Below are 19031 nucleotides of genomic sequence, written 5' to 3' on the forward strand. Positions count from 1 at the left end.
TATTAACTTGCAGAAATAATGGGGCGATCTACTGAGAAAAAGCTAGAATATTGCCAGTTATTTAATAATATTAAAGCATTAAATAAAATCTATCTTTACCTATCTAATTGCTGAAATTAAAGCGGTAAGAGATATTCATATATGACTATATTTAAAAGCATAGTTATACCAATTCAAAATTATAAAAGCTGACATCCCAAATATAAAAAAGCCTCCCATACTGGGAGGCTTGAATGTGAGCGGAGACAACTTGTTAAACTACGGCCTTGCAGCCAGCGCTCCTCCTAATGCAGAGAAAACGGCGGAGACGGATGCTGTGGCAAACAGCCACCACGCTGCTGTAGCTGCGGCTTTACGGGTTTCTTCAGCTTGTCGCTGTGCTTGATGCTTCACCTGTTCTAGGCGGCGTTGGGCTTCTTGCTGTATGCGTTCTGCACGTTGCAATACTGTGTTGCGGGCCCGTTCAATTTGGTCGATGATCCGGTTGGCATCTTCCTCAGAGATGTCCTCACGAGAACTCATAATTGCTACTAAAGTCTCACGATCAAAAGAAGATAGGCGATCGCGCAGGGCATCAAATCCCGCTTGAGGATCATCAAAAAATGTGCGGACATCGCCCTTAATGCTATCGTAATTGAGTTCCGGGCGATCCAGGGAGTTAAGATAGTTGCGGATGCGGGCAAAAACCCCATCAATTGCATCTTGAATGCCTCGTTGGATATTCCGCACTTGTTCTACAAATTGATCCCTGACGGACACCATGTTATCGGCAATCCGCGCTGCTTCTTCATCAGACATATCTTCCCGAATCTTCAGCAGGGCGATGATGGTATCACGGTCAAAATGGGAAAGGCGATCGCTAAAACTTTCTACCCCCACTCGCGGATCGTGCAAGAGTAGTTGCAGGTCGCGTTTAATACCTTCAGGATTGAGTTCTTCTTTACCAGTTTGGCGCAGATACTCTTCCAGATAAGCTTTGAATGTTTCTGCTCTTTGCTGTGTACGAGTAGCTAAACGACGAGGCGCACGTATAAAGTTACGAATCGAAGTTTGTGTGGAATCAATGATTTCATTGACTTGTTGTTCACTCAAGTCTTGACGTTGACTGAGCAACTTCACCAGTGTATCGCGGTCTAACTGCGACAATCGATGGCGCAGTGCGCTGGCTCCCTCTTTGGGATTTTCAAACAATTTGCTCAAATCTCGCTGAATACCTTCAGGATTCAGTTCTTGTTTACCAGTATTCCGCAGATAATCTGCGATCGTGGTCGTAACAGAGTCGTATTGCTCTTTGGCTTTATCTACTACAGCTTGGGGTGTGTGGCGAATGTTATGCCACGACTCTTCAGCCGCATTGATGATTTGGTTAACTTGATCTTCACTCAAATCTTGGCGCTGACTTAACAATTGCACCAAGGTATCGCGGTCAAAGCGAGACAACCGCGCCCGAATTGAGCTAATTCCAGCTTGGGGATCTTCTAATAGCTTTTTGAACTCCGCGCGGATGGCATCAGGATTCAGTTCTGATTTCCCGGTGTTACGCAGATATGATTCCACATTCAACCACAGGGTTTCTGCTTGATATTGTGCTTGTTCAGCTAATCCTTTGGATTCTATCAAGACGCGATCGCGTTGTTTTTCAAATTCATCCAGAATGCTGTCTACTTCATATAGCTGGACATCATTCCGTTCTAGCAATATCTCCCGAATTTCCTGACGTTCAATGTGTGCCAGTCGCAATGTCAGGGTTTCATAATCTGCATCTGGGTCTTGCAACAGTGGTTTAAAATTCTGTTCAATGCCTTCAGATGTCAAATCTGTTTTCGGGGTAACGAGCAGATAACTTTCTACTGCGCGTTGCAAGTCTTGGACTATCTCTCTTTCTTCGATACCTGTAACTGTCACCAGCACATCTTTGCGGACAACTTCTAGCTGATCTGCAATGCGCTGAATTTGGCCTTGGGTAAGTAGTCCCCGTTGTTGGAGAATTTTGACGAAATCGTTACGTGATAATCTTTCTAGTTCTCTGCGGACTATTCCAGGATCAGCTGCTGGGTCGAAAATGACATCACGAAATTCTTGGGCAATTTTTTCTGGGCTTAGTTGCCAAGCATAAGTGTTGTACAGATAATTTTCGATATCAGATCGAATTGGGCTATAGGGTTGTGATGGTGTTGGCAAACCTAACTTATCTGCTTGTTGGGTGACTTTATCTTTGGCTGTGGTAAGGCTACCTAAGATTTTTTCCACATCCAAATCAGATAAATCTGCCCGTCCCAACACAATGCCGGTTAAGGCGGATAGTCCTTGCTGGATTGTACTTTGAATTGGCCCAGTAGTAGATGCCTTTTGGTCAGCTTCCTTGGAACCACGTGTTTCTGCAACTAATCGATCCAGCTTGGCGTTAAGTTCATCTGTCTTACTTTGCCCTGCTGGAAGTGATTTCAGATAATCCATTAACTCACCCATCCGGTCTTCGGTGGGTGAATGCTGACTTACTACCTGTTGCCAAACCTTATATAAAGTATCAGCAATGCGGGTAACGTCTTTTTTAGAAAGGTCGGTACGGCTGCTGACTAACTCGATAAACTTTTGGCGGTCAATGTTGCGAATATCTGGAGTCCCTGCGATCGCTTTTAATTGGGGATCGTTGAGTAAATTTTCAAAATCACCCCGAATTTTCGACACATCCAACTCTGGTGGACGCAGCTTATCTAAATAATCTTCTATGTTCTCCCGAATACTTCCAGGGTCGATGCCGCTTCCTAATTCTCGGCGAATGGCGGCGGCGGCGGCTTCAGCTGTTGCGACAACTTGATTATTGACAGCTTTAGCGCCTAGTGCGGCTGTAGCTGTACCCATAATCGCCTGAAAACCGGAAGTTGCCGTATTTACGACTGAGCCAATTAAGGAACCCACAGTAGTGGAACTTACCCAAACCAGGAGTAAAAAGTAAGCACCCCAAATTACCAAACCGAGAATTGCTCCCAATCCTGGATCTAAGATTACAAGGCTCAATTTAACTGCCAGGAAACAGGCAATTAATAGAGCGATCGTTACAGTGAATAACGTCCAAATCCCTACTGCTGTACCGATTTTGCGAATGCTGCCGCCCAAACTTCCGACTTCCCCAGAATCTGAATCCGAGTCAGATGAGTGCCCCAGATAGGAAATACCGGCTGCAAGGGAGAGATTAGTTAGAACTAATTGGAAAGCAAAGGCTAGGATCACGCCGGAGATTAAGGCCACAAAAAAGCGCGGCCCGGAAGTCAGAACCGATGCCTGTGCTGGCGTGACGTTTGAGGGATCTACTGGAATCTGTTCTAACCACAATAGTGGTTTGTAGAGTCCCAGCATGATTTCCGTACTTTGGAACATTGTATTTCCTTCTACTAAGTTTAAATTTGGGGAATTAAGATTTTCTTGAGAAGCAACTCTTAGTATTTTTGTCTGTACCTATGGCAATACCTAACTGTTTAGTTCAGAATCGTAGAATTTAGCTGTTGAAAGCATCTCTCCAAGGGCTGAAAACTATATACAGCAAAAGATATAAATTTTATTATCTAACGATAAAAGTAGTTAAAAATTTGGTTAATTATTGGCTGCCACGCTCTTAATTTTAACTGCTTAATCAAAATGATTGATTTTGCCCAAGCTATAGTTTGATTACTAGAACTTTACATTTATTTATAATTATCTTTTTATCACCCTCTCAGGGTGGATTTGTCTGCACTAATATGTTGTTGATTATCGTCCCCAAGAAGTGCCTGTAGTTTGTGCCTACAGGCAGAAAGCAATCTAGTTATAAATAGCTACATTAAAGTTAACAAATGAATTGTTGACGACAACAAGATGGCAACTCATTATTCCAGAGATTTGCCAATACTTGCATAAAGAATAATTTGCTTTAGAATTTAGTCGATTATAGTGTCCAGCGCGATGTTCTACATCTGATTGACTGCTAGAAATTAAACATCTCAAAAGCTAAGAAATTTTGGAGAAACAAATGGCAACTCAAGAAACTCGGTCTTCTACTGACTTACCACCTGTTGCACCAGAATACAACGGTATAGACCGTAACGCTTTTCTGTTTGGCTGGACTCCTCAAGCCGAAATTTGGAATGGTCGTTTGGCAGCAATTGGTTTTCTCGCCTATTTGCTTTGGGATTTAGCTGGCTATAGCGTTTTACGCGACGTACTGCACTTAGTTGGCTACTAAAGATTGAACCTTTGAAAACTTACTGGATATTGGAGAAAAAAAATGGAACCTCGATCTTCTACTGATTTAGCACCTGTTGCTAAAGCCTACAATGGTGTAGACCGCAATGCTTTTTTGTTTGGTTGGACTCCTCAAGCTGAAATCTGGAACGGTCGTTTGGCAGCAATTGGTTTTCTTGCCTATTTGCTTTGGGATTTAGCTGGCTATAGTGTCTTACGCGATGTATTGCACATAATTAGCTATTAGTAGCCACAGCTATATAAGACTTCCGCAAATAATAATCTAAACCCTAGTTTTCAGGTAGGGGCAATTCATGTAGACGCAGAGCGTCTTCCCACAGGGTATTGCCCCTACCTTTATCTAAAGCAGAAAGCGAAACAACACATACAAAGCCGAAGCTACCAGTTGCAACAGCATCACTGGAATGCCGTAGTGAAGGAAAGTTTTAAACGAGATGCGTCGTCCATGCTGCTCAGAAATACCGGCAGCGACGATATTAGATGATGCCCCTACTAATGTGCCATTACCTCCCAAAGTTGCACCAAACATCATGGCATAAAAAAGCGGTAATACTTCTGGGGGAAACTGCCCTTGAAAATCTTGTGCTAGAACTTCTGCGGGTGCTAATCCAACAGTAACAATGTATTGTTTAAGTAAGGGAACCATCCCCACCACTAAAGGAATATTGGGGACTACGCTGGATAATATACCTACAAAAAATAATAAAACTAGGGAACCTAGGATAATATTTTTTCCTAAAATTACTGCCAATATTCCTGATAAACCATTAATTACACCTGTTTTTTCTAACCCTCCAATTAGCACAAAAATACTCATAAAAAATATTAATGTACTCCAGTCTACATCCCGCAAAATATTGTTAACTGAATCGATTTTGCTATGGTGAGATAACAATAAAGCTAAAGCTGCTCCTAACAAAGCTGCGGCAGCAGGCGAAACCGGAACTGGTAGAGTTTCTCCAACGACAAAAAATAGCAGGACGAAAAATACTATAACTGCACCAAAGCTTAAAGCTCGTGGATGATTAATTTGTGGATGTGGCAGTTCTTCTAAATTATCTAACTGGGTATTCCAAATTTTACGAAATAAAAATGGTAGTGTTGCAATTACTATAGCAACGGCAATTACCCCTCCTAAACTCAATTCCCATAAATAATCTGTAAAGCTGATATTTACAGCATCACCAACAATAAAGGTAGCTGGATCTCCAACTAAAGTTAGGAGTCCGGCACTATTAGCAACAAATACCATTAAAATTAACAAGGGAACAAAATTTATCCCCACTTCCTTTGCCATTGGTGGAATTAAAGGCGCTAACAACATTACTGTTGTGGCATTTGGTAAAACTGCACAGATGGGTGTCACAATAGCCACAATACCGAGTAATAGACGCTTGCCTTGTCCCTTAGCTAAGAGTACTATTTGAGTTGCTAAATAATCAAATATCTTGGTAGGTTCAAAAGCTCGTACTAGCACCATAACTCCAAAGAATAAACCTAGTGTTCCATGACTGTTGCCGATATAACCAACAGCTTCTTCTAAAGTCATGACGTTGGTAAAAACTAATAATAATGCTCCCAATAATGCTGCGATGGTGAGATGTACCCATTCGGTCATCACTAAAATAATGACGCTTATAAATGTAATTACACTAAGGATTGCTTGCCAGTTGTCCACATCTTACTCCTGAAGTTTTATTGGTTGCATAGTAGCGAAAAAAGCCACCTAGTTTTAGGTGACTTATCTTATGATTACAATTGGATAAAAATTACCGAACAGAATTCAGGAGTCAGGAGTCAGAATTCAGAATGGATTCTGTACGACTAGCGGATAGCGCAGCGTTAGCGACGCAGGAGCGTCTTGATTCTGACTCCTGAATTCTTCTTCAATAAAATTTTAAACAGCGATTATTCATCAATACAACTGGGAATACCCAAAACGGCGCAGGGGAAATTATAACCTAATGCTTCAATCATCGGATGATTAACAGATTGGCAACCGAGAAATAGAATATCGGCGGCTTCTGATTCAACAACTTTGTGAAGTTCTGTGGAAATGCTGCCAAAGCGCAAATGAGATTTGAAGGAACCTTGCCATTCTTCAGCCAGACTTCGGGCTTGCCAGAGAATTATATCTGCTTGTTGTAGGGGAGTTACCACTGTCTGCAATTTGGGTTGAGTTAATACCTGTGTCACAGACTTTGATACTTCACTTATTTGACATTCTAATGAAGGCTGTTGTGGAAAGCTCAAGATATTTGGATATTGACTGCTTTGATTATCTTCTACCACATAAACAGCTTGAACAGTGACTTCTGCATTAGTAGCTAAACGCGTTTGATGGGCAATCCAGAAAGCAATATCTAGCGCCGTATGACTGTTAGGAGATGCGTCATAAGCAACAATTAAATTAACTGCTTTTGCTTTTTGAGGTTCTTTAAAGAAAGGTTTTTTTGGTTCTGGCACTAGTACCATTTGTTCAATTAAGTCATTTCGACCTGTGGCACTTTGCAGACGTGCTAACATTGGCTTGATTTGCACAGCTTTACTTCTCCCAATGAAATGAATTAGTAATGAGAAGCAGGGGGACAAATTTTAGATTTTGGACTTTCCTACGGAACGCTACGCGTAGCTTGCTTCCCCGGAGGGGTACGGCTAGGCTCAGTCGAACAATTTTGGATTTTAGATTGAGTAACGATAACCAAAATTGCAAATCTTAAATCAGTCCAGGAAACCCCAATAATAACTGTATTACAGCCAAAGTCTTGGGGGTTCCTTCCATTGCCTACGGAGTTAGCTGACGGGCTAAGACTGGAAGGTGTCTCTCATAAGATTAGCCCCAAACATTGGTTCCTCCGTTCCAAATCCAGCTTTCATGAATTTGAATTAGGCTACCCACTAAAAAAAATGATAATCTAATTTACTCGTCTTGTGCAAAATATCGATCGAGAAAATTTAGGGCGTGGTTGCGGAGTTCAAAATATTCTTTTGAGTTTCGCATGGCTGCGCGATCGCGTGGACGCTCAAAAGGAACTTCTAAAATCTCTCCTATACTAGCAGATGGGCCATTGGTCATCAAGACGATGCGATCGGACATATAAATTGCTTCGTCTACATCGTGGGTAATCATCATCACTGCTTGCCGATGGTTTTCCCAAATATCCAATACCTGCCGTTGCAATTTGCCACGAGTTAGTGCATCTAGTGCCCCAAAAGGTTCATCCATCAGCAACATTTTGGGACGAATTGCTAAGGCTCTGGCAATACCTACTCGTTGTTTCATCCCTCCAGAGATTTCATCAGGATATTTGTTAGCTGCCGCCGTCAAGTTTACCATTGCCAAGTGTTGATTTACAATGCTAATTTTTTCAGCCCGATTAGCATTTTTTAGCACTTCATCCACAGCTAAACGGATATTCTCTCGCACGGTTAACCAAGGCAACAATGAATAGTTCTGAAATACCATCATCCTTTCGGCTCCAGGCTGACGGATTTCTTTGCCATCAAGCCGAACTGATCCGGAAGTGGCTTTTTCTAAACCAGCTACTATCTTTAATAGGGTTGATTTCCCGCAACCAGAGTGACCAATTACAGAAATATATTCATCTTCACCAATCGTTAGATTAACTCCATCTAAAACGACAAAATTATCTTTATCAGGTGTCGGATAAGACTTGACTAAATTTTCAATTTCTAAAAATCCAGTGCGGGGTAGAACTCCGGTCTGGGTATTAATAGGTAATGAGGTATATTCCATCATCAAAGGCTCCCGAAATAATTTAGTCAATCAATTTTGGATTAACTGCGACTTGTACCGAAAATCTAAAATCTAAAATTGCCAGGGTCAATATTTAAACTTGGGATTTAAGACAGGAAAAAGTTAGTGGGAGCGTTAGCCCTGATAGCAAAACTATTCAGATAACCCACCGGATCGCTGGGATCGAAGCCTTTCTTATCTATAAATACTTCTGGTGGTTCGACCTTGTAATCATCCTTGGGACATTTTATGCCCATTTCAGATGCTATCTCGCGATATAAATCTGTTCTCCAGCCTTGTTGGGCTAGTTTGTCGGCATTTTTGGGAAATTCCTTAATTTGTCCCCATCGCGCTGCTTGTGTCATTAACCAGAGACTTCGCGATCGCCATAAGAATGTTGAGTGTTCTCCTGGCTGTTTCGGAAGGTTGTCAGGAATATCGAAGAAAATCGTAGTATCATCGGCTTTAATGGTGCGGTCTTTGCCATCAAAGCCGCCATAGTTGTAATTGCCGAGAATTCCGGGACTGGTAAACTTCGCAATTGGGGCATCTTTCTTTTTGGGTCTTGCACCTGTAAAGGAACGTTCTGTAAGCAGTTCAGCAACTTCTTGACGGTTTTCTGCTTTGCTGCAATATTGGCAAGCTTCAATCATTGCCTTAACTAGAGAACGATAGGTTTTGGGATATTTATCGATGAAAGATTCCATCACTCCTAAAAGTCTATCTGGGTGTCCTAACCAGACTTCTTTGCCTTGTGCAAAGGTAAAGCCGATGTTTTCGTTACCTGTTATTGCCCTTGTATTCCAGGGTTCTGCAACCATGTAAGCTTGCATTGCACCAATCCGCACGTTTGTCACCATTTGGGGTGGCGGTACGATGATGACGCGGAACTCTTTAAGCGGATCAACCCCTGCGGCGGCGGATAAGTAACGGATAAAGTATTCGTAAATGGAGGAACTTAATACTACTGCCCAAACTCTGTTTTCTGGCGGTTGTTTGTCAAAGTAACCTCTGAAATCACGCCCAAAGGCTTCTAAAGCGCCATCGCCATATTTTTCTTGATACTCATACCACGGGCGCAGCCCAAAATCCCACATGGCTTTGTTCATCGTCATGGCGTTACCGTGACGGTGAATCGTCATTGCTGCACACAAGGGGGCGTGACGTGCGCCTTCTGCACCAATTCTGGCGTTGGTGACAGCACCAGATACTACGGGTGAAGCATCTAGGCGACCAAAAATTAAACCATCGCGGGAGGTGGCCCAGCTAGCCTCGCGGTTAAGTGTGACGTTTAAACCATATTTGCGGAAGAAGCCTTTTTTCCAGGCGATCGCAAATGGCGCACAATCATTAACGGGAACGTAACCAATAGTGAGATCGGATTTTTCTAGGTCTTGCGATCTAACTACTGGTTGTACAGCCAAGGCTTCTTCTGTTAGCCCTTTGGCGGATCTATCTCCTGAAATTCCACAGGAGGACAGCGCTATCCCGGTTGTAGTTGCTCCTATTCCCTTAATAAAATCTCGTCGAGTCCAGTTTATATCACCCATTTTTATAGCTCCATTTGTGATGAATTGCTCACGCAGAAGCGCAGAGTCTGGTTACATCTTGCTGTTTTGATCGCAGTCGAATTTTGTTAGTTGGAAGTTTTCGGACGATGGGTTACTAATTCTTCGAGTTTGCCCACGGCGTAATCCAAAATTAACCCAGTTAAGCCAATTATGAACACAGCTAAAAAGACTGAACTTAGGTTTAAACGACTCCATTCATCCCAAACGAAAAAGCCGATACCAATACCACCTGTAAGCATTTCCACGGCGACGATTACTAGCCAAGCTATGCCTAAACTAATTCGTAAACCTGTAAAAATATACGGTAAACTTGCAGGCCAAATTATTTTGGTAATCCGCCTCCAACGGGGCATTTCTAGCACTTGTGCCACATCTAAATAATCTTTGGGAACGCTAGAAACTCCTAAAGCGGTATTAATAATTGTCGGCCATAAGGAGGTAATGAAAATGACAAAAATGGCTGAAGGATCTGCTAAATTGAAAATTGCTAAGGCGATAGGAAGCCAAGCTAAGGGTGATACGGGTTTAAAAATTTGAATTATCGGATTAAGCGCTAGCATTGCCGATCTAGACATCCCAATTAAAAACCCCACAGGAATCGCTACTACCGCACCTAACAAAAAACCCAGTAATACCCGGCGCAGACTTGCGATCAACAGCCAACCAATTCCCAAGTTGCCGGGGCCTCTTTGGTAGAAGGGATTTAAGATGTAGTCTAGATTAGCAATGAGTGCTTCTGGTGGGGTGGGCATTAATTCATGGTTGGCAAGTGCAATAATCCACCACAGCACAATTATTCCCAAGAAGCCCAATACTGGTAAAATAAACACATCTCTGAGGACGACAGGTTTTGTCTTTTTCCAGGCAGCTTGTGTTGCGATCGCAGCGATCGCAGCCAAATTTAGTTGAAATATCATTTACGACCTCAACAGATTTAAGTGCAGGTACAAGAAATCCGAGCAGTACCAGCCTTGGACACCGATGAGATCGGAACATTATAAAAATGCCGTCTCTTCAGTCTCCTCCCAATGCCTACGAAGTTAGCTGACGGGCTAGGGCTGAGAGATGCCCTTCTTTTTAGAGTGTTGAGTACCAAGTGCTGTTAGCGGTAGCGGGGCGTTTAGCCCGTGCTGAGTTAACTCTTCACTTCTCACTTTCAACTCTTCACTTTTTATGAGATACGCCCCACAATTTGGTTCCTCCGCTCCAGCGTTATGCACTGTGACACGCTGAATTAGGCTGACTTACTCTAATGGATACTAAATTATGCACAATATAACATTGATGCTCAGTAAAAGCCATCTGTTCGATGATAAATATTGTTTATTTTAATACTCCAATTCGGCACATCTCCTTGATTTTTGGGAATAAATAAAATTTATATTTTTAGTCTGTTGTAAGTGAATTCCTTGCACACAAAGCTAAATAATATAGTTGAGTCAAGCATTAATATTGTTATCCACTTGTTTAAGATTTCTTGATATTGAATATATTATACTTGGAAAAATTTAGATACGGAGAGTTAAGCGGCAAACAAACGAATATACAGAATGTATTTCTTTTGGTAGGTGAATTAAATTCTTAAACTTGGTAAAAGACCACTGCAATCGCTAAACTAATTGGATATGGCAGTTTGCTCATCTATCTCCTAGCTGAATTTAACATAATGGATTTTAGTCAAGTACTGGCTGAAAAAACGGACACCATCATCGATAAATGGGTTACAGCAGTTCGCAAGGATAGACGGATTGAAAGTGCTGATGACCTATCTTATACAGCAGTAAAAGATCATATCCCTGATGTTTTACAAGCAATGGTAACAGTGCTTTCAAAATCTCAGGATAGTGATATTCAGTCGATAGTTACTGCTAGTTTTCAGCATGGAGCTATTCGAGCAGAACAAGGTTTTGACCCAGCAGAAATTGCCAGAGAATATCATCTGCTGCGAACGGTAATATTTGATGCCATACACGCAGATTTATTAAAGGGAACACCTGTAGATATAATTCGTTCTATGCGTTTGATTGACGCTATCATAGACGAAGCGATCGCTCGATGTTTTAAGAGTTATGTTGACGAACGCTTGCGAGAATTACAGCAGTTACAATTATCACTAACGCTCCATAATGAAGAACTTACGCGCTTAATGAGCGCCAATCAAGAGTATCTTTCGCAACTAGCCCACGAATTGAAACATCCTCTAACTTCCATTATTGGTTACTCGGATCTGTTTTTACGCCAACAACGACGCAAGACACAGATAAAAGACACCTCAGCCAATTTAGAACATATTGAGAGGGTACTACGTAACGGTAGACAATTACTCCACCTAATTAACGATGTATTAGAACTTTCGCGCTATGAAGCAGGACAGATAAAACTTCAACTAGCACCCACAGATGTGCCTGAATTAATCAATAATATCTGTGAAATGTTGGAACCTCTAGCTGCTGGGAAAAATTTAAAAGTCGTAGTAGATTGCGATCGCGCTCCCAAAGAATTAATCACAGATCCTTTTCAATGCCAACAAATTATTACAAATCTTATTAGTAATGCGATTCGCTATACAGAGTCGGGGACTATTATTATAATGTGTCAGGTATTGGAGAACCAGAGATGGGCGATCGCAGTTTCTGACACTGGAATTGGCATTGCGCCAGAAAACCAAGCCCAGATATTTGAACCCTACTTTCGCGTCAGTTTTAGCGATCGTCCCTATCTACCTGATAGTACAGGATTAGGGTTAGCGATCGTTTCGCGGTTAGTAAAACTACTCCAAGGTCAAATTAACTTAGTTTCTGAGGTGGGAGTTGGTTCCACCTTCACTGTAATTTTGCCCTTACAAATCGAGATTTGATTTTGCGCCCAGACGTAAAATTTTTGTCTACACCTCTGCGTGAAATCAAAAAACATTTTTACAATAACCCTTGTTTTTTCAACTTAGTTAGCGCATCCTCAGCAGCAGCTTTCTCTGCTTCTTTCTTATTGCGTCCCTTACCTTCGCCATAACTTTTTTCATCTACCAATACTTTGGCTATGAATTCTGGTGCATGAGAAGGGCCACCTATTTGTTCTGTGAAATATTTAGGAGGAGTGGGGGTAACGTTGCGTTGCACCCATTCTTGAAAACGATTTTTTGAGTCTACATTAGAACGAGACACAACTATATGCTTAGGGTCTACAGAATCAAATAGTGGTTCTATAATTGCGCGAACTGCTTCAATATTAGAATCATTATCCAAATAGTAAGCACCAAGAACTGCTTCAAAGGTGCTACTAAGTAAATTAGGATTTTGGTAGCCTCCGTCTCGAATTGCGCCTTTTCCTAACCGCATCCGAAAGTCTAAACCTACCTCCTCGGCGAACTTTGCCAATTGTTTCTCATCTACCAACGCCGAACGCCGCCGTGTTAATTCATCTTCTCCCATTTCTGGGTGACAACTATATAGATACTCACCACTTAAGAAATTCAGCAAAGCATCGCCGAGAAATTCTAAGCGTTCGTTGTGTTCGCCTTCTCCGGGGTTTTCATGAACGTAAGAACGGTGGGTAAGTGCTTGTCGCAGAAGTTTTTCATTATGAAATATTAGAAGTTTGTGCATTTTTCTCTTGTGTTTTGTTGCGTAAGTTGACTGTTGGAAACTTTACAAATGCTATTATCTTCAGACATGAAAAAACCGCATATAGCGGTGTTGCTAAAACCCAGCTTTGACTCAACTGGGTTTTTAAAAGCTTTTTTAAGCAGCTAATTTCTCTAACTCAACTAAAAATAATTCCTGACCTTGCTTTTGAACTTTACCATCCTTGACAGCAGCATCAATAAACTGGCTAAAACTTTTAAATTTCTTGCCATCATCTGTAGAAATAGATAAGTATCCTTGATAGTTAGCACAACGTTGACGCATCAATTTATCAATGTGACCGAATAGGGTAGGCTTACCTTGCCTTGAGGCAGTTTTGATAGCTTCAATTAGATACTCTATAGCCTCTTTGCAATTAATCTGAGACATAAGAGCCGTGTTTTGAGCTTGAGTCTTATTGCTAGTTAATCTGGGTAAATCATCTAAAAAGTAAAATTCATCAGCCAATTCTTTCAGCTTTTGTTTGACATTACCTTTTTGAGCAAGAATGATAGCTTGTTTCCCTAATTTTTGCAGATTATGAACTAATTTTATAAAGTCTCCATCTCCTGATATGAGCATAATTATATCTGGAGACATATTACTGTGAATCTCCCCTAAGCAATCAGCTATTAATTGGTTATCTGCACTATCTTTTAAAGGACAAGGAACATTAAGACAGTTAAAAAGATTACCGAAATCATCCTTTACAGAAACTTGATCTTGACACTGTGCATTGTAGTAAACTTTTGCACTAATTACACGTCCTTTGGATTGTGCTAAATCCAACAATGATTTAGCCTGAGATGGACTTAATTTAGCGTTTTGATAATCCCAATAAATAGAAATTAGAGGTAGCTGTTGACTTGTTTGTTTTTTGGAAGATTGATTAGCGTGCGACATTGTTATATATCCAGTATTTTTTGGTAAACTGGACAGCTTCAACAAATTACACATCTAGCAGCGTAGCTTTATAAAGGTAATTGATACTTAAAAAGTACCTCCCTATCATTAAGCTCTCTTCTCTACTCGCAAGTTTAACTAGTTTCAGTCTCAGCAGCATAATTGCTGTGTTACCAGCAACATTTCGCATGATCCGCTATGCTAAACATTCATTCAGATGGGTTACTTTCTCTTTGACATTGTAGTCAACTGTTGAACCTGATATGAGGCTGAATCTTTAGCTTAACGGATCATGCAAAATGTTGCGGGTAACATAGCAATTGTGCTGCTGAGACAGCCGCCAGTGCTTATACTTTAGAGGTTGTGCTTTATAATGCAGTTGTTTACTGTCTCAATTACAGAATTGCATGATATAAGTTATATTGTCAAGTATATCAGTTGTAAATAAATGTAACCTATTTTACGGCTTGTATGGCGCGATCGCACCATACAAAATACCTAAAATCTTTTTAATATCCTTTATATAATATTCACTCAAATCAATCGAAACTACATTGCCTTCAAGTTTAAGAAATTGCCAGAGCGTACCGATAGTAACAGCACCATATATAGCTTTTATTTGATTTCCGCCTCTCTCATTAAATAACTGAGCAGCTACCATTTCAGCAATACATTGCGCTAAACCAGACCTCAAATTCTCATTTTTACTTTCTACTAAAACAATCACCGGACTGCGTACAAGCAACTGCTCCGAGGAAAGACTCAAAATAAAATCACAAAAGCCATTTAGTCCTCGTTGGCTATCAACAGTAAAATCAACTCCCGAAAAAAAGCTTATTTCATAATTAAACTTGCGTCTAATTTCTAATAAAATTGGACTTATTATCATTTCACTACGAGCTTTTTCAGAACTTATAGCTACTGCTAAATCAATATTCTCCTTAAGAATAGTAGATAATAAATCACTACATTCTTGCTCCTGCACATTTGCGAATAGTCCAGATGATTCGTGGATAACTAAACCAAAAGAATCAATAACTTCAATAAGTTTAAAATCACTATAAGCCATAAAACTTACTCCTTTGTCTTATGACTGAATCCTATAACAAAGTTTAAAAAATCAGCTTTGGCGGAAACACCTTAGCTAAATCAAGGGATAAATCAGGGAAGCAGGGAAAAGTTATTATCTCATTTGACAATAAAATTCGCTTATTTGAATAACCATATCTGCTTTGATTATCCTGATATGGTTCACTGTAAGCTTCCAAATAATTATCGAATAAATTGAATATCCAATAATCAGTAATACCCGCTTTAGCATAGAGAGGGATTTTCACATCTTGGTCATAAGCTAAAGAAGAATCTGAAACCTCCATCACCAATAACACATCAGCCGCTTTAGGGTGAGCCGAGAGATAATTATCATCTCGGTTTTGAACAATCGCAAAATCTGGTTCAGGTTCGCTGTTAGGTGGTAAAGTAATTGGGGCTTGAGATTGTAGAGTTGCCCTATCTCCTACAATTTTTGGGAGTTGCTTCCACAAATTCCTTAAACAAGTTTCATGGGCTGTACCTTTGGATGCCATTTCAATAATTTCCCCATTAATTAATTCAATGTGGTCATCTTCATGGAAAAAGCCCAATTCTCCAAGCCTGTGGTATTCATCCAGTGTGAAGCGTTTAGCCTGAGCAATACTCATAACCTTACCTTTCTCTCATTGCCATAATACTTATTCTAAATGTGCCAGAAATTGGTATGCTAAAGGCCGAGACTCGCTATAAAAGCAAACAATGCCTGCGCCTACTATCAACCCCACCATCACTGCCTTTCCCTTGACAGCTGTAGTCGGTCAAGAAGCAATTAAATTAGCCTTGCTGTTAGCCGCAGTTGATCCTGGTTTGGGAGGAGTAGCGATCGCAGGTCGTCGCGGTACGGCAAAATCTGTAATGGCTCGTGCTATCCACGCTCTCCTACCGCCGATTGAAGTTGTCAAAGGTTCAATCAGTAATTGTGACCCCAATCACCCAGAGGAATGGGACGATCAACTTTTGGCGGAGTACGCAGACAAAGACATTCAAGATGTTCCCGTAGAAATTATCCCCGCGCCTTTTTTACAAATTCCTCTAGGTATCACTGAAGACCGACTATTAGGTTCAGTAGATGTTGAAAAGTCGGTAAAACAAGGTGATACTATTTTTCAGCCTGGATTACTCGCTACAGCAAATCGGGGTGTACTGTACGTAGATGAAATTAATTTATTAGATGACCAAATATCAAATCAACTTTTAACAGTATTATCTGACGGACGCAACCAGATTGAACGGGAAGGAATTAGTTTTCAGCATCCGTGTAAATCCTTATTTATTGCCACCTACAATCCAGAAGAAGGCGGATTACGGGAGCATTTGTTAGATAGAATTGCGATCGCACTCTCTGCTGACGGTGTACTCGGCTTAGATCAAAGAGTAGAAGCAGTAGAGCAAGCGATCGCTTATTCTAAATCCCCCCAAGATTTCCTCAAACAGTACAACGAAGATTTAGACTCCCTCAAAACCCAAATCATTTTGGCACGGGAATGGTTGAAAGAAGTAATCATCACCCACGAACAAATTGCCTACTTAGTGGATGAGGCAATTCGCGGCGGAGTTCAGGGACATCGCGCCGAGTTATTCGCCACACGAGTTGCCAAAGCTGCTGCGGCTTTGGAGGGACGAACAACAGTTAATGCCGAAGATTTGCGCCGTGCTGTAGAACTGGTGATTGTACCACGCGCCACAGTTGTGCAGACACCACCACCCGATCAAGCACCACCTCCGCCTCCACCGCCGCCGCAACAAAATCAAGAAGAACCCCAGGACGAATCTGAAGACGAAGAACAAGACGAACAGGAAGAAAAAGAAGAAAATCAAGAGCAAGAACCCCCTAGCATCCCGGAAGAATTTATCTTTGATCCAGAAGGGGTAATCCTTGATGACAACGTGCTTTACTTTACTCAAATGGCGAAGCGGCAAGGTAAATCTGGTAGTCGCAGTGTCATCTTTTCCGATGACAGGGGACGCTACATTAAGCCGATGTTGCCCAAGGGAAAAGCGCGACGTATTGCAGTAGATGCTACCCTCAGAGCAGCTGCTCCTTATCAAAAAGCACGCAGAGAAAGACAACCAGATAGAAAAGTTATTGTCGAACAGGCTGATATTCGCTCGAAACGCCTGGTACGCAAAGCCGGGGCGTTGGTAGTATTTGTGGTAGATGCTTCTGGCTCAATGGCTCTGAATCGAATGCAATCGGCTAAAGGTGCAGTGATGCAACTGTTAACAGAAGCTTATCAAAACCGTGATCAAATAGCATTAATTCCTTTCCGGGGAGAACAGGCAGAGGTATTATTGCCTCCAACACGTTCTATTGCTTTGGCGCGTAACCGTTTGGAAAGGTTGCCCTGTGGTGGGGGTTCGCCCTTAGCGCATGGTTTAACTCAAGCTGTGCGCGTTGGCCTAAATGCCCAGATGAGTGGAGATATTGGGCAAGTTGTCCTTGTAGCAATCACCGATGGGCGGGGTAATATTCCCTTAGCGCGTTCTTTAGGTGAACAGCTTGAACCAGGAGAAAAGCCAGATATCAAAGGAGAATTATTAGAAATTGCTGCGAGAATTCGTGCTTTGGGGATGCAACTATTAGTAATTGATACGGAAAGTAAATTTGTGTCTACTGGCTTTGCTAAAGAATTATCGCAAACAGCAGGCGGTAAATATTATCATTTGCCAAAAGCGACAGATCAAGCTATTGCTGCTATGACCAAAGGTGCGATCGCTGATTTAAAATCTAGATAATTTGTCATTTATCATTAGTCAGTTGCTTTTCTACTAACCACTGACTAATGACTACGAGCCAGTGGGCATTACCTGTGGTTGCAAATAACAAATCAAATCCTGGATTCCCTTTTGCAGATAGCGTGTTACCGTCATTGGACTAGTGCCAATATTTTTAGCGGCATCTTTGCGAGAAAGTTCCTTCAAAAATACCATTTCGACTGCCATACGGGGCTTTTCTTCCAACATATTGATTGCACCTTGCAGTTGTTGGCGTTCTTCTTCTTGTTGTAAAAGAACATGAGAACGAGGACAAGGAAGTGCTTCACCCAAGGTTATTTGGCAATCAACATAGTTAACTGCGGTTGCATCTAAACTTAAAGGCATCCGATTTTGAGCAGCTAACTTGGTTTCTTGCCATTCTTGTACAGATACCCGAAGTTCGCTGGCAATTTCAGCATCTTTAGGCTGGCGACCTAAAGACATTGCTAAATCCTTGCGAATCTTTTGTCCTTCATTGTATAATTCTTGCCAACGACGAGGAATTTTTAATAAAGTACTGCGATCGCGCAAAAAGTGCAGCATCTCTCCACGAATATATGGCACTGCAAAGGAACTAAAAGCATATCCTTGGCTAGGATCGAAACGCTCAATAGCCCTAATCAAACCAAAATACCCAATTTGTTCTAAATCTTCATAAGGTTCATTACATTGATGGCTGAATTTATGAGCCATCTTCCGTACTAAGCCAGTATGTAACTGTACAAGTTTATTACGAAGTTTAATAGAAGGATTCTGGTGGTACAAGTGTAATAATTCTATACCATCAGTTCGTAAAGAGGACTCACTTGTTGCCATATACATTCCTTTGTTGAAACTCCTATTCCTCAGAAAATGGAGTTGCGTATATTTTCTTCTAAGCTGTTATTATTTTGCTTAGTCAGGGAAGAATAAGCTATCGTCGTTTCACTGAACTTATGAGGGGTCTAACTCTATAATTCAGTATTTGTACGCATGATTTTCATAACCTTTCTGTTGCAGGTTATTTTTGTTTTTCACATAAAAATTTCAACATTGGATAATGTTTTTTGTTTAGTCGTCTCTTCCCCTTTCTGGTTGCTGGCCTAAAATCTT

General features: G+C 41.2%; 15 protein-coding genes and 2 riboswitches. Of the genes, 4 read left to right on the forward strand and 11 right to left on the reverse strand.

The window, feature by feature from the left end:
* Window positions 1-258: 258 nt before the first annotated feature.
* Complete coding sequence (locus ACFFRD_RS25725) at window positions 259-3378, reverse strand: MFS transporter (RefSeq protein WP_392478323.1); 3120 nt, start codon at window positions 3376-3378, stop codon at window positions 259-261.
* A 628-nt stretch (window positions 3379-4006) separates the two neighbouring features.
* Here ACFFRD_RS25725 and ACFFRD_RS25730 point away from each other — a divergent pair.
* Complete coding sequence (locus ACFFRD_RS25730) at window positions 4007-4219, forward strand: high light inducible protein (RefSeq protein WP_114084104.1); 213 nt, start codon at window positions 4007-4009, stop codon at window positions 4217-4219.
* A 42-nt stretch (window positions 4220-4261) separates the two neighbouring features.
* Window positions 4262-4465: a high light inducible protein gene (locus ACFFRD_RS25735; protein WP_114084105.1), complete on the forward strand. Its 204-nt coding sequence runs from the start codon at window positions 4262-4264 to the stop codon at window positions 4463-4465.
* Window positions 4466-4579: 114 nt separating this feature from the next.
* On the opposite strand, the gene ACFFRD_RS25740 is transcribed toward ACFFRD_RS25735, so the two are convergent.
* The 5 genes from ACFFRD_RS25740 to ntrB all read right to left on the reverse strand — a co-directional run bounded on the left by ACFFRD_RS25740 (window position 4580) and on the right by ntrB (window position 10484).
* Window positions 4580-5917, reverse strand: a complete 1338-nt coding sequence (locus tag ACFFRD_RS25740; protein ID WP_392478324.1) for an SLC13 family permease — start codon at window positions 5915-5917, stop codon at window positions 4580-4582.
* A gap of 230 nt (window positions 5918-6147) precedes the next feature.
* Window positions 6148-6765: a universal stress protein gene (locus ACFFRD_RS25745; protein ID WP_392483164.1), complete on the reverse strand. Its 618-nt coding sequence runs from the start codon at window positions 6763-6765 to the stop codon at window positions 6148-6150.
* A gap of 244 nt (window positions 6766-7009) precedes the next feature.
* Window positions 7010-7142: riboswitch (cyclic di-AMP (ydaO/yuaA leader) on the reverse strand.
* A 17-nt stretch (window positions 7143-7159) separates the two neighbouring features.
* Window positions 7160-7996 carry an ABC transporter ATP-binding protein gene (locus ACFFRD_RS25750; protein WP_392483165.1) on the reverse strand — a complete coding sequence of 279 codons (837 nt, stop codon included), beginning with the start codon at window positions 7994-7996 and terminating at the stop codon, window positions 7160-7162.
* Window positions 7997-8103: 107 nt separating this feature from the next.
* Window positions 8104-9546: an ABC transporter substrate-binding protein gene (locus ACFFRD_RS25755; protein ID WP_392478326.1), complete on the reverse strand. Its 1443-nt coding sequence runs from the start codon at window positions 9544-9546 to the stop codon at window positions 8104-8106.
* A gap of 86 nt (window positions 9547-9632) precedes the next feature.
* Window positions 9633-10484, reverse strand: coding sequence for a nitrate ABC transporter permease (gene ntrB / locus ACFFRD_RS25760; RefSeq protein WP_392478327.1), 852 nt, complete (start codon window positions 10482-10484; stop codon window positions 9633-9635).
* Window positions 10485-10581: 97 nt separating this feature from the next.
* Window positions 10582-10818: riboswitch (cyclic di-AMP (ydaO/yuaA leader) on the reverse strand.
* A 415-nt stretch (window positions 10819-11233) separates the two neighbouring features.
* Between ntrB and ACFFRD_RS25765 the strand changes: the two genes are divergently transcribed.
* Window positions 11234-12424, forward strand: a complete 1191-nt coding sequence (locus tag ACFFRD_RS25765) for a sensor histidine kinase (RefSeq protein ID WP_392478328.1) — start codon at window positions 11234-11236, stop codon at window positions 12422-12424.
* A 58-nt stretch (window positions 12425-12482) separates the two neighbouring features.
* Here the strand turns inward: ACFFRD_RS25765 and rnc are convergent, their stop codons facing one another.
* The 4 genes from rnc to ACFFRD_RS25785 form a co-directional block, all read right to left on the reverse strand.
* A complete protein-coding gene (gene rnc, locus ACFFRD_RS25770) occupies window positions 12483-13169 on the reverse strand; it encodes a ribonuclease III (protein ID WP_392478329.1) in 687 nt (228 codons plus the stop codon).
* Between the two features lie 135 nt (window positions 13170-13304).
* The gene (locus ACFFRD_RS25775) at window positions 13305-13979 is read right to left on the reverse strand and encodes an NYN domain-containing protein (protein WP_392478330.1); all 675 of its coding nucleotides are present in this window, start codon (window positions 13977-13979) and stop codon (window positions 13305-13307) included.
* A gap of 571 nt (window positions 13980-14550) precedes the next feature.
* A complete protein-coding gene (locus ACFFRD_RS25780; protein WP_392478331.1) occupies window positions 14551-15159 on the reverse strand; it encodes a hypothetical protein in 609 nt (202 codons plus the stop codon).
* Window positions 15160-15202: 43 nt separating this feature from the next.
* Window positions 15203-15790, reverse strand: a complete 588-nt coding sequence (locus ACFFRD_RS25785; protein WP_392478333.1) for a Uma2 family endonuclease — start codon at window positions 15788-15790, stop codon at window positions 15203-15205.
* Window positions 15791-15881: 91 nt separating this feature from the next.
* Here ACFFRD_RS25785 and bchD point away from each other — a divergent pair, with 91 nt between their 5' ends.
* Entirely contained in the window at window positions 15882-17918 is a 2037-nt protein-coding gene (bchD, locus tag ACFFRD_RS25790; RefSeq protein WP_114084113.1) for a magnesium chelatase ATPase subunit D, read from the forward strand.
* Window positions 17919-17969: 51 nt separating this feature from the next.
* Here the strand turns inward: bchD and ACFFRD_RS25795 are convergent, their stop codons facing one another.
* On the reverse strand, window positions 17970-18755 hold the full coding sequence (locus tag ACFFRD_RS25795) for an RNA polymerase sigma factor SigF (RefSeq protein WP_012408070.1): 786 nt from the start codon (window positions 18753-18755) through the stop codon (window positions 17970-17972).
* Between the last annotated feature and the right edge of the window lie 276 nt (window positions 18756-19031).

The organism is Nostoc sp. C110 (genome assembly GCF_043099725.1).
Taxonomy (GTDB): domain Bacteria; phylum Cyanobacteriota; class Cyanobacteriia; order Cyanobacteriales; family Nostocaceae; genus Nostoc; species Nostoc muscorum_A.

What these genes read in the sequence shown, in the direction of transcription:
- ACFFRD_RS25725 (WP_392478323.1), bottom strand. Translation starts at nt 3,378, where the DNA reads ATGTTCCAAAGTACGGAAATCATGCTGGGACTCTACAAACCACTATTG.
- ACFFRD_RS25730 (WP_114084104.1), top strand. Translation starts at nt 4,007, where the DNA reads ATGGCAACTCAAGAAACTCGGTCTTCTACTGACTTACCACCTGTTGCA.
- ACFFRD_RS25735 (WP_114084105.1), top strand. Translation starts at nt 4,262, where the DNA reads ATGGAACCTCGATCTTCTACTGATTTAGCACCTGTTGCTAAAGCCTAC.
- ACFFRD_RS25745 (WP_392483164.1), bottom strand. Translation starts at nt 6,765, where the DNA reads ATGTTAGCACGTCTGCAAAGTGCCACAGGTCGAAATGACTTAATTGAA.
- ACFFRD_RS25750 (WP_392483165.1), bottom strand. Translation starts at nt 7,996, where the DNA reads ATGGAATATACCTCATTACCTATTAATACCCAGACCGGAGTTCTACCC.
- ACFFRD_RS25755 (WP_392478326.1), bottom strand. Translation starts at nt 9,546, where the DNA reads ATGGGTGATATAAACTGGACTCGACGAGATTTTATTAAGGGAATAGGA.
- ntrB (WP_392478327.1), bottom strand. Translation starts at nt 10,484, where the DNA reads ATGATATTTCAACTAAATTTGGCTGCGATCGCTGCGATCGCAACACAA.
- ACFFRD_RS25765 (WP_392478328.1), top strand. Translation starts at nt 11,234, where the DNA reads ATGGATTTTAGTCAAGTACTGGCTGAAAAAACGGACACCATCATCGAT.
- rnc (WP_392478329.1), bottom strand. Translation starts at nt 13,169, where the DNA reads ATGCACAAACTTCTAATATTTCATAATGAAAAACTTCTGCGACAAGCA.
- ACFFRD_RS25780 (WP_392478331.1), bottom strand. Translation starts at nt 15,159, where the DNA reads ATGGCTTATAGTGATTTTAAACTTATTGAAGTTATTGATTCTTTTGGT.
- ACFFRD_RS25785 (WP_392478333.1), bottom strand. Translation starts at nt 15,790, where the DNA reads ATGAGTATTGCTCAGGCTAAACGCTTCACACTGGATGAATACCACAGG.
- bchD (WP_114084113.1), top strand. Translation starts at nt 15,882, where the DNA reads ATGCCTGCGCCTACTATCAACCCCACCATCACTGCCTTTCCCTTGACA.
- ACFFRD_RS25795 (WP_012408070.1), bottom strand. Translation starts at nt 18,755, where the DNA reads ATGGCAACAAGTGAGTCCTCTTTACGAACTGATGGTATAGAATTATTA.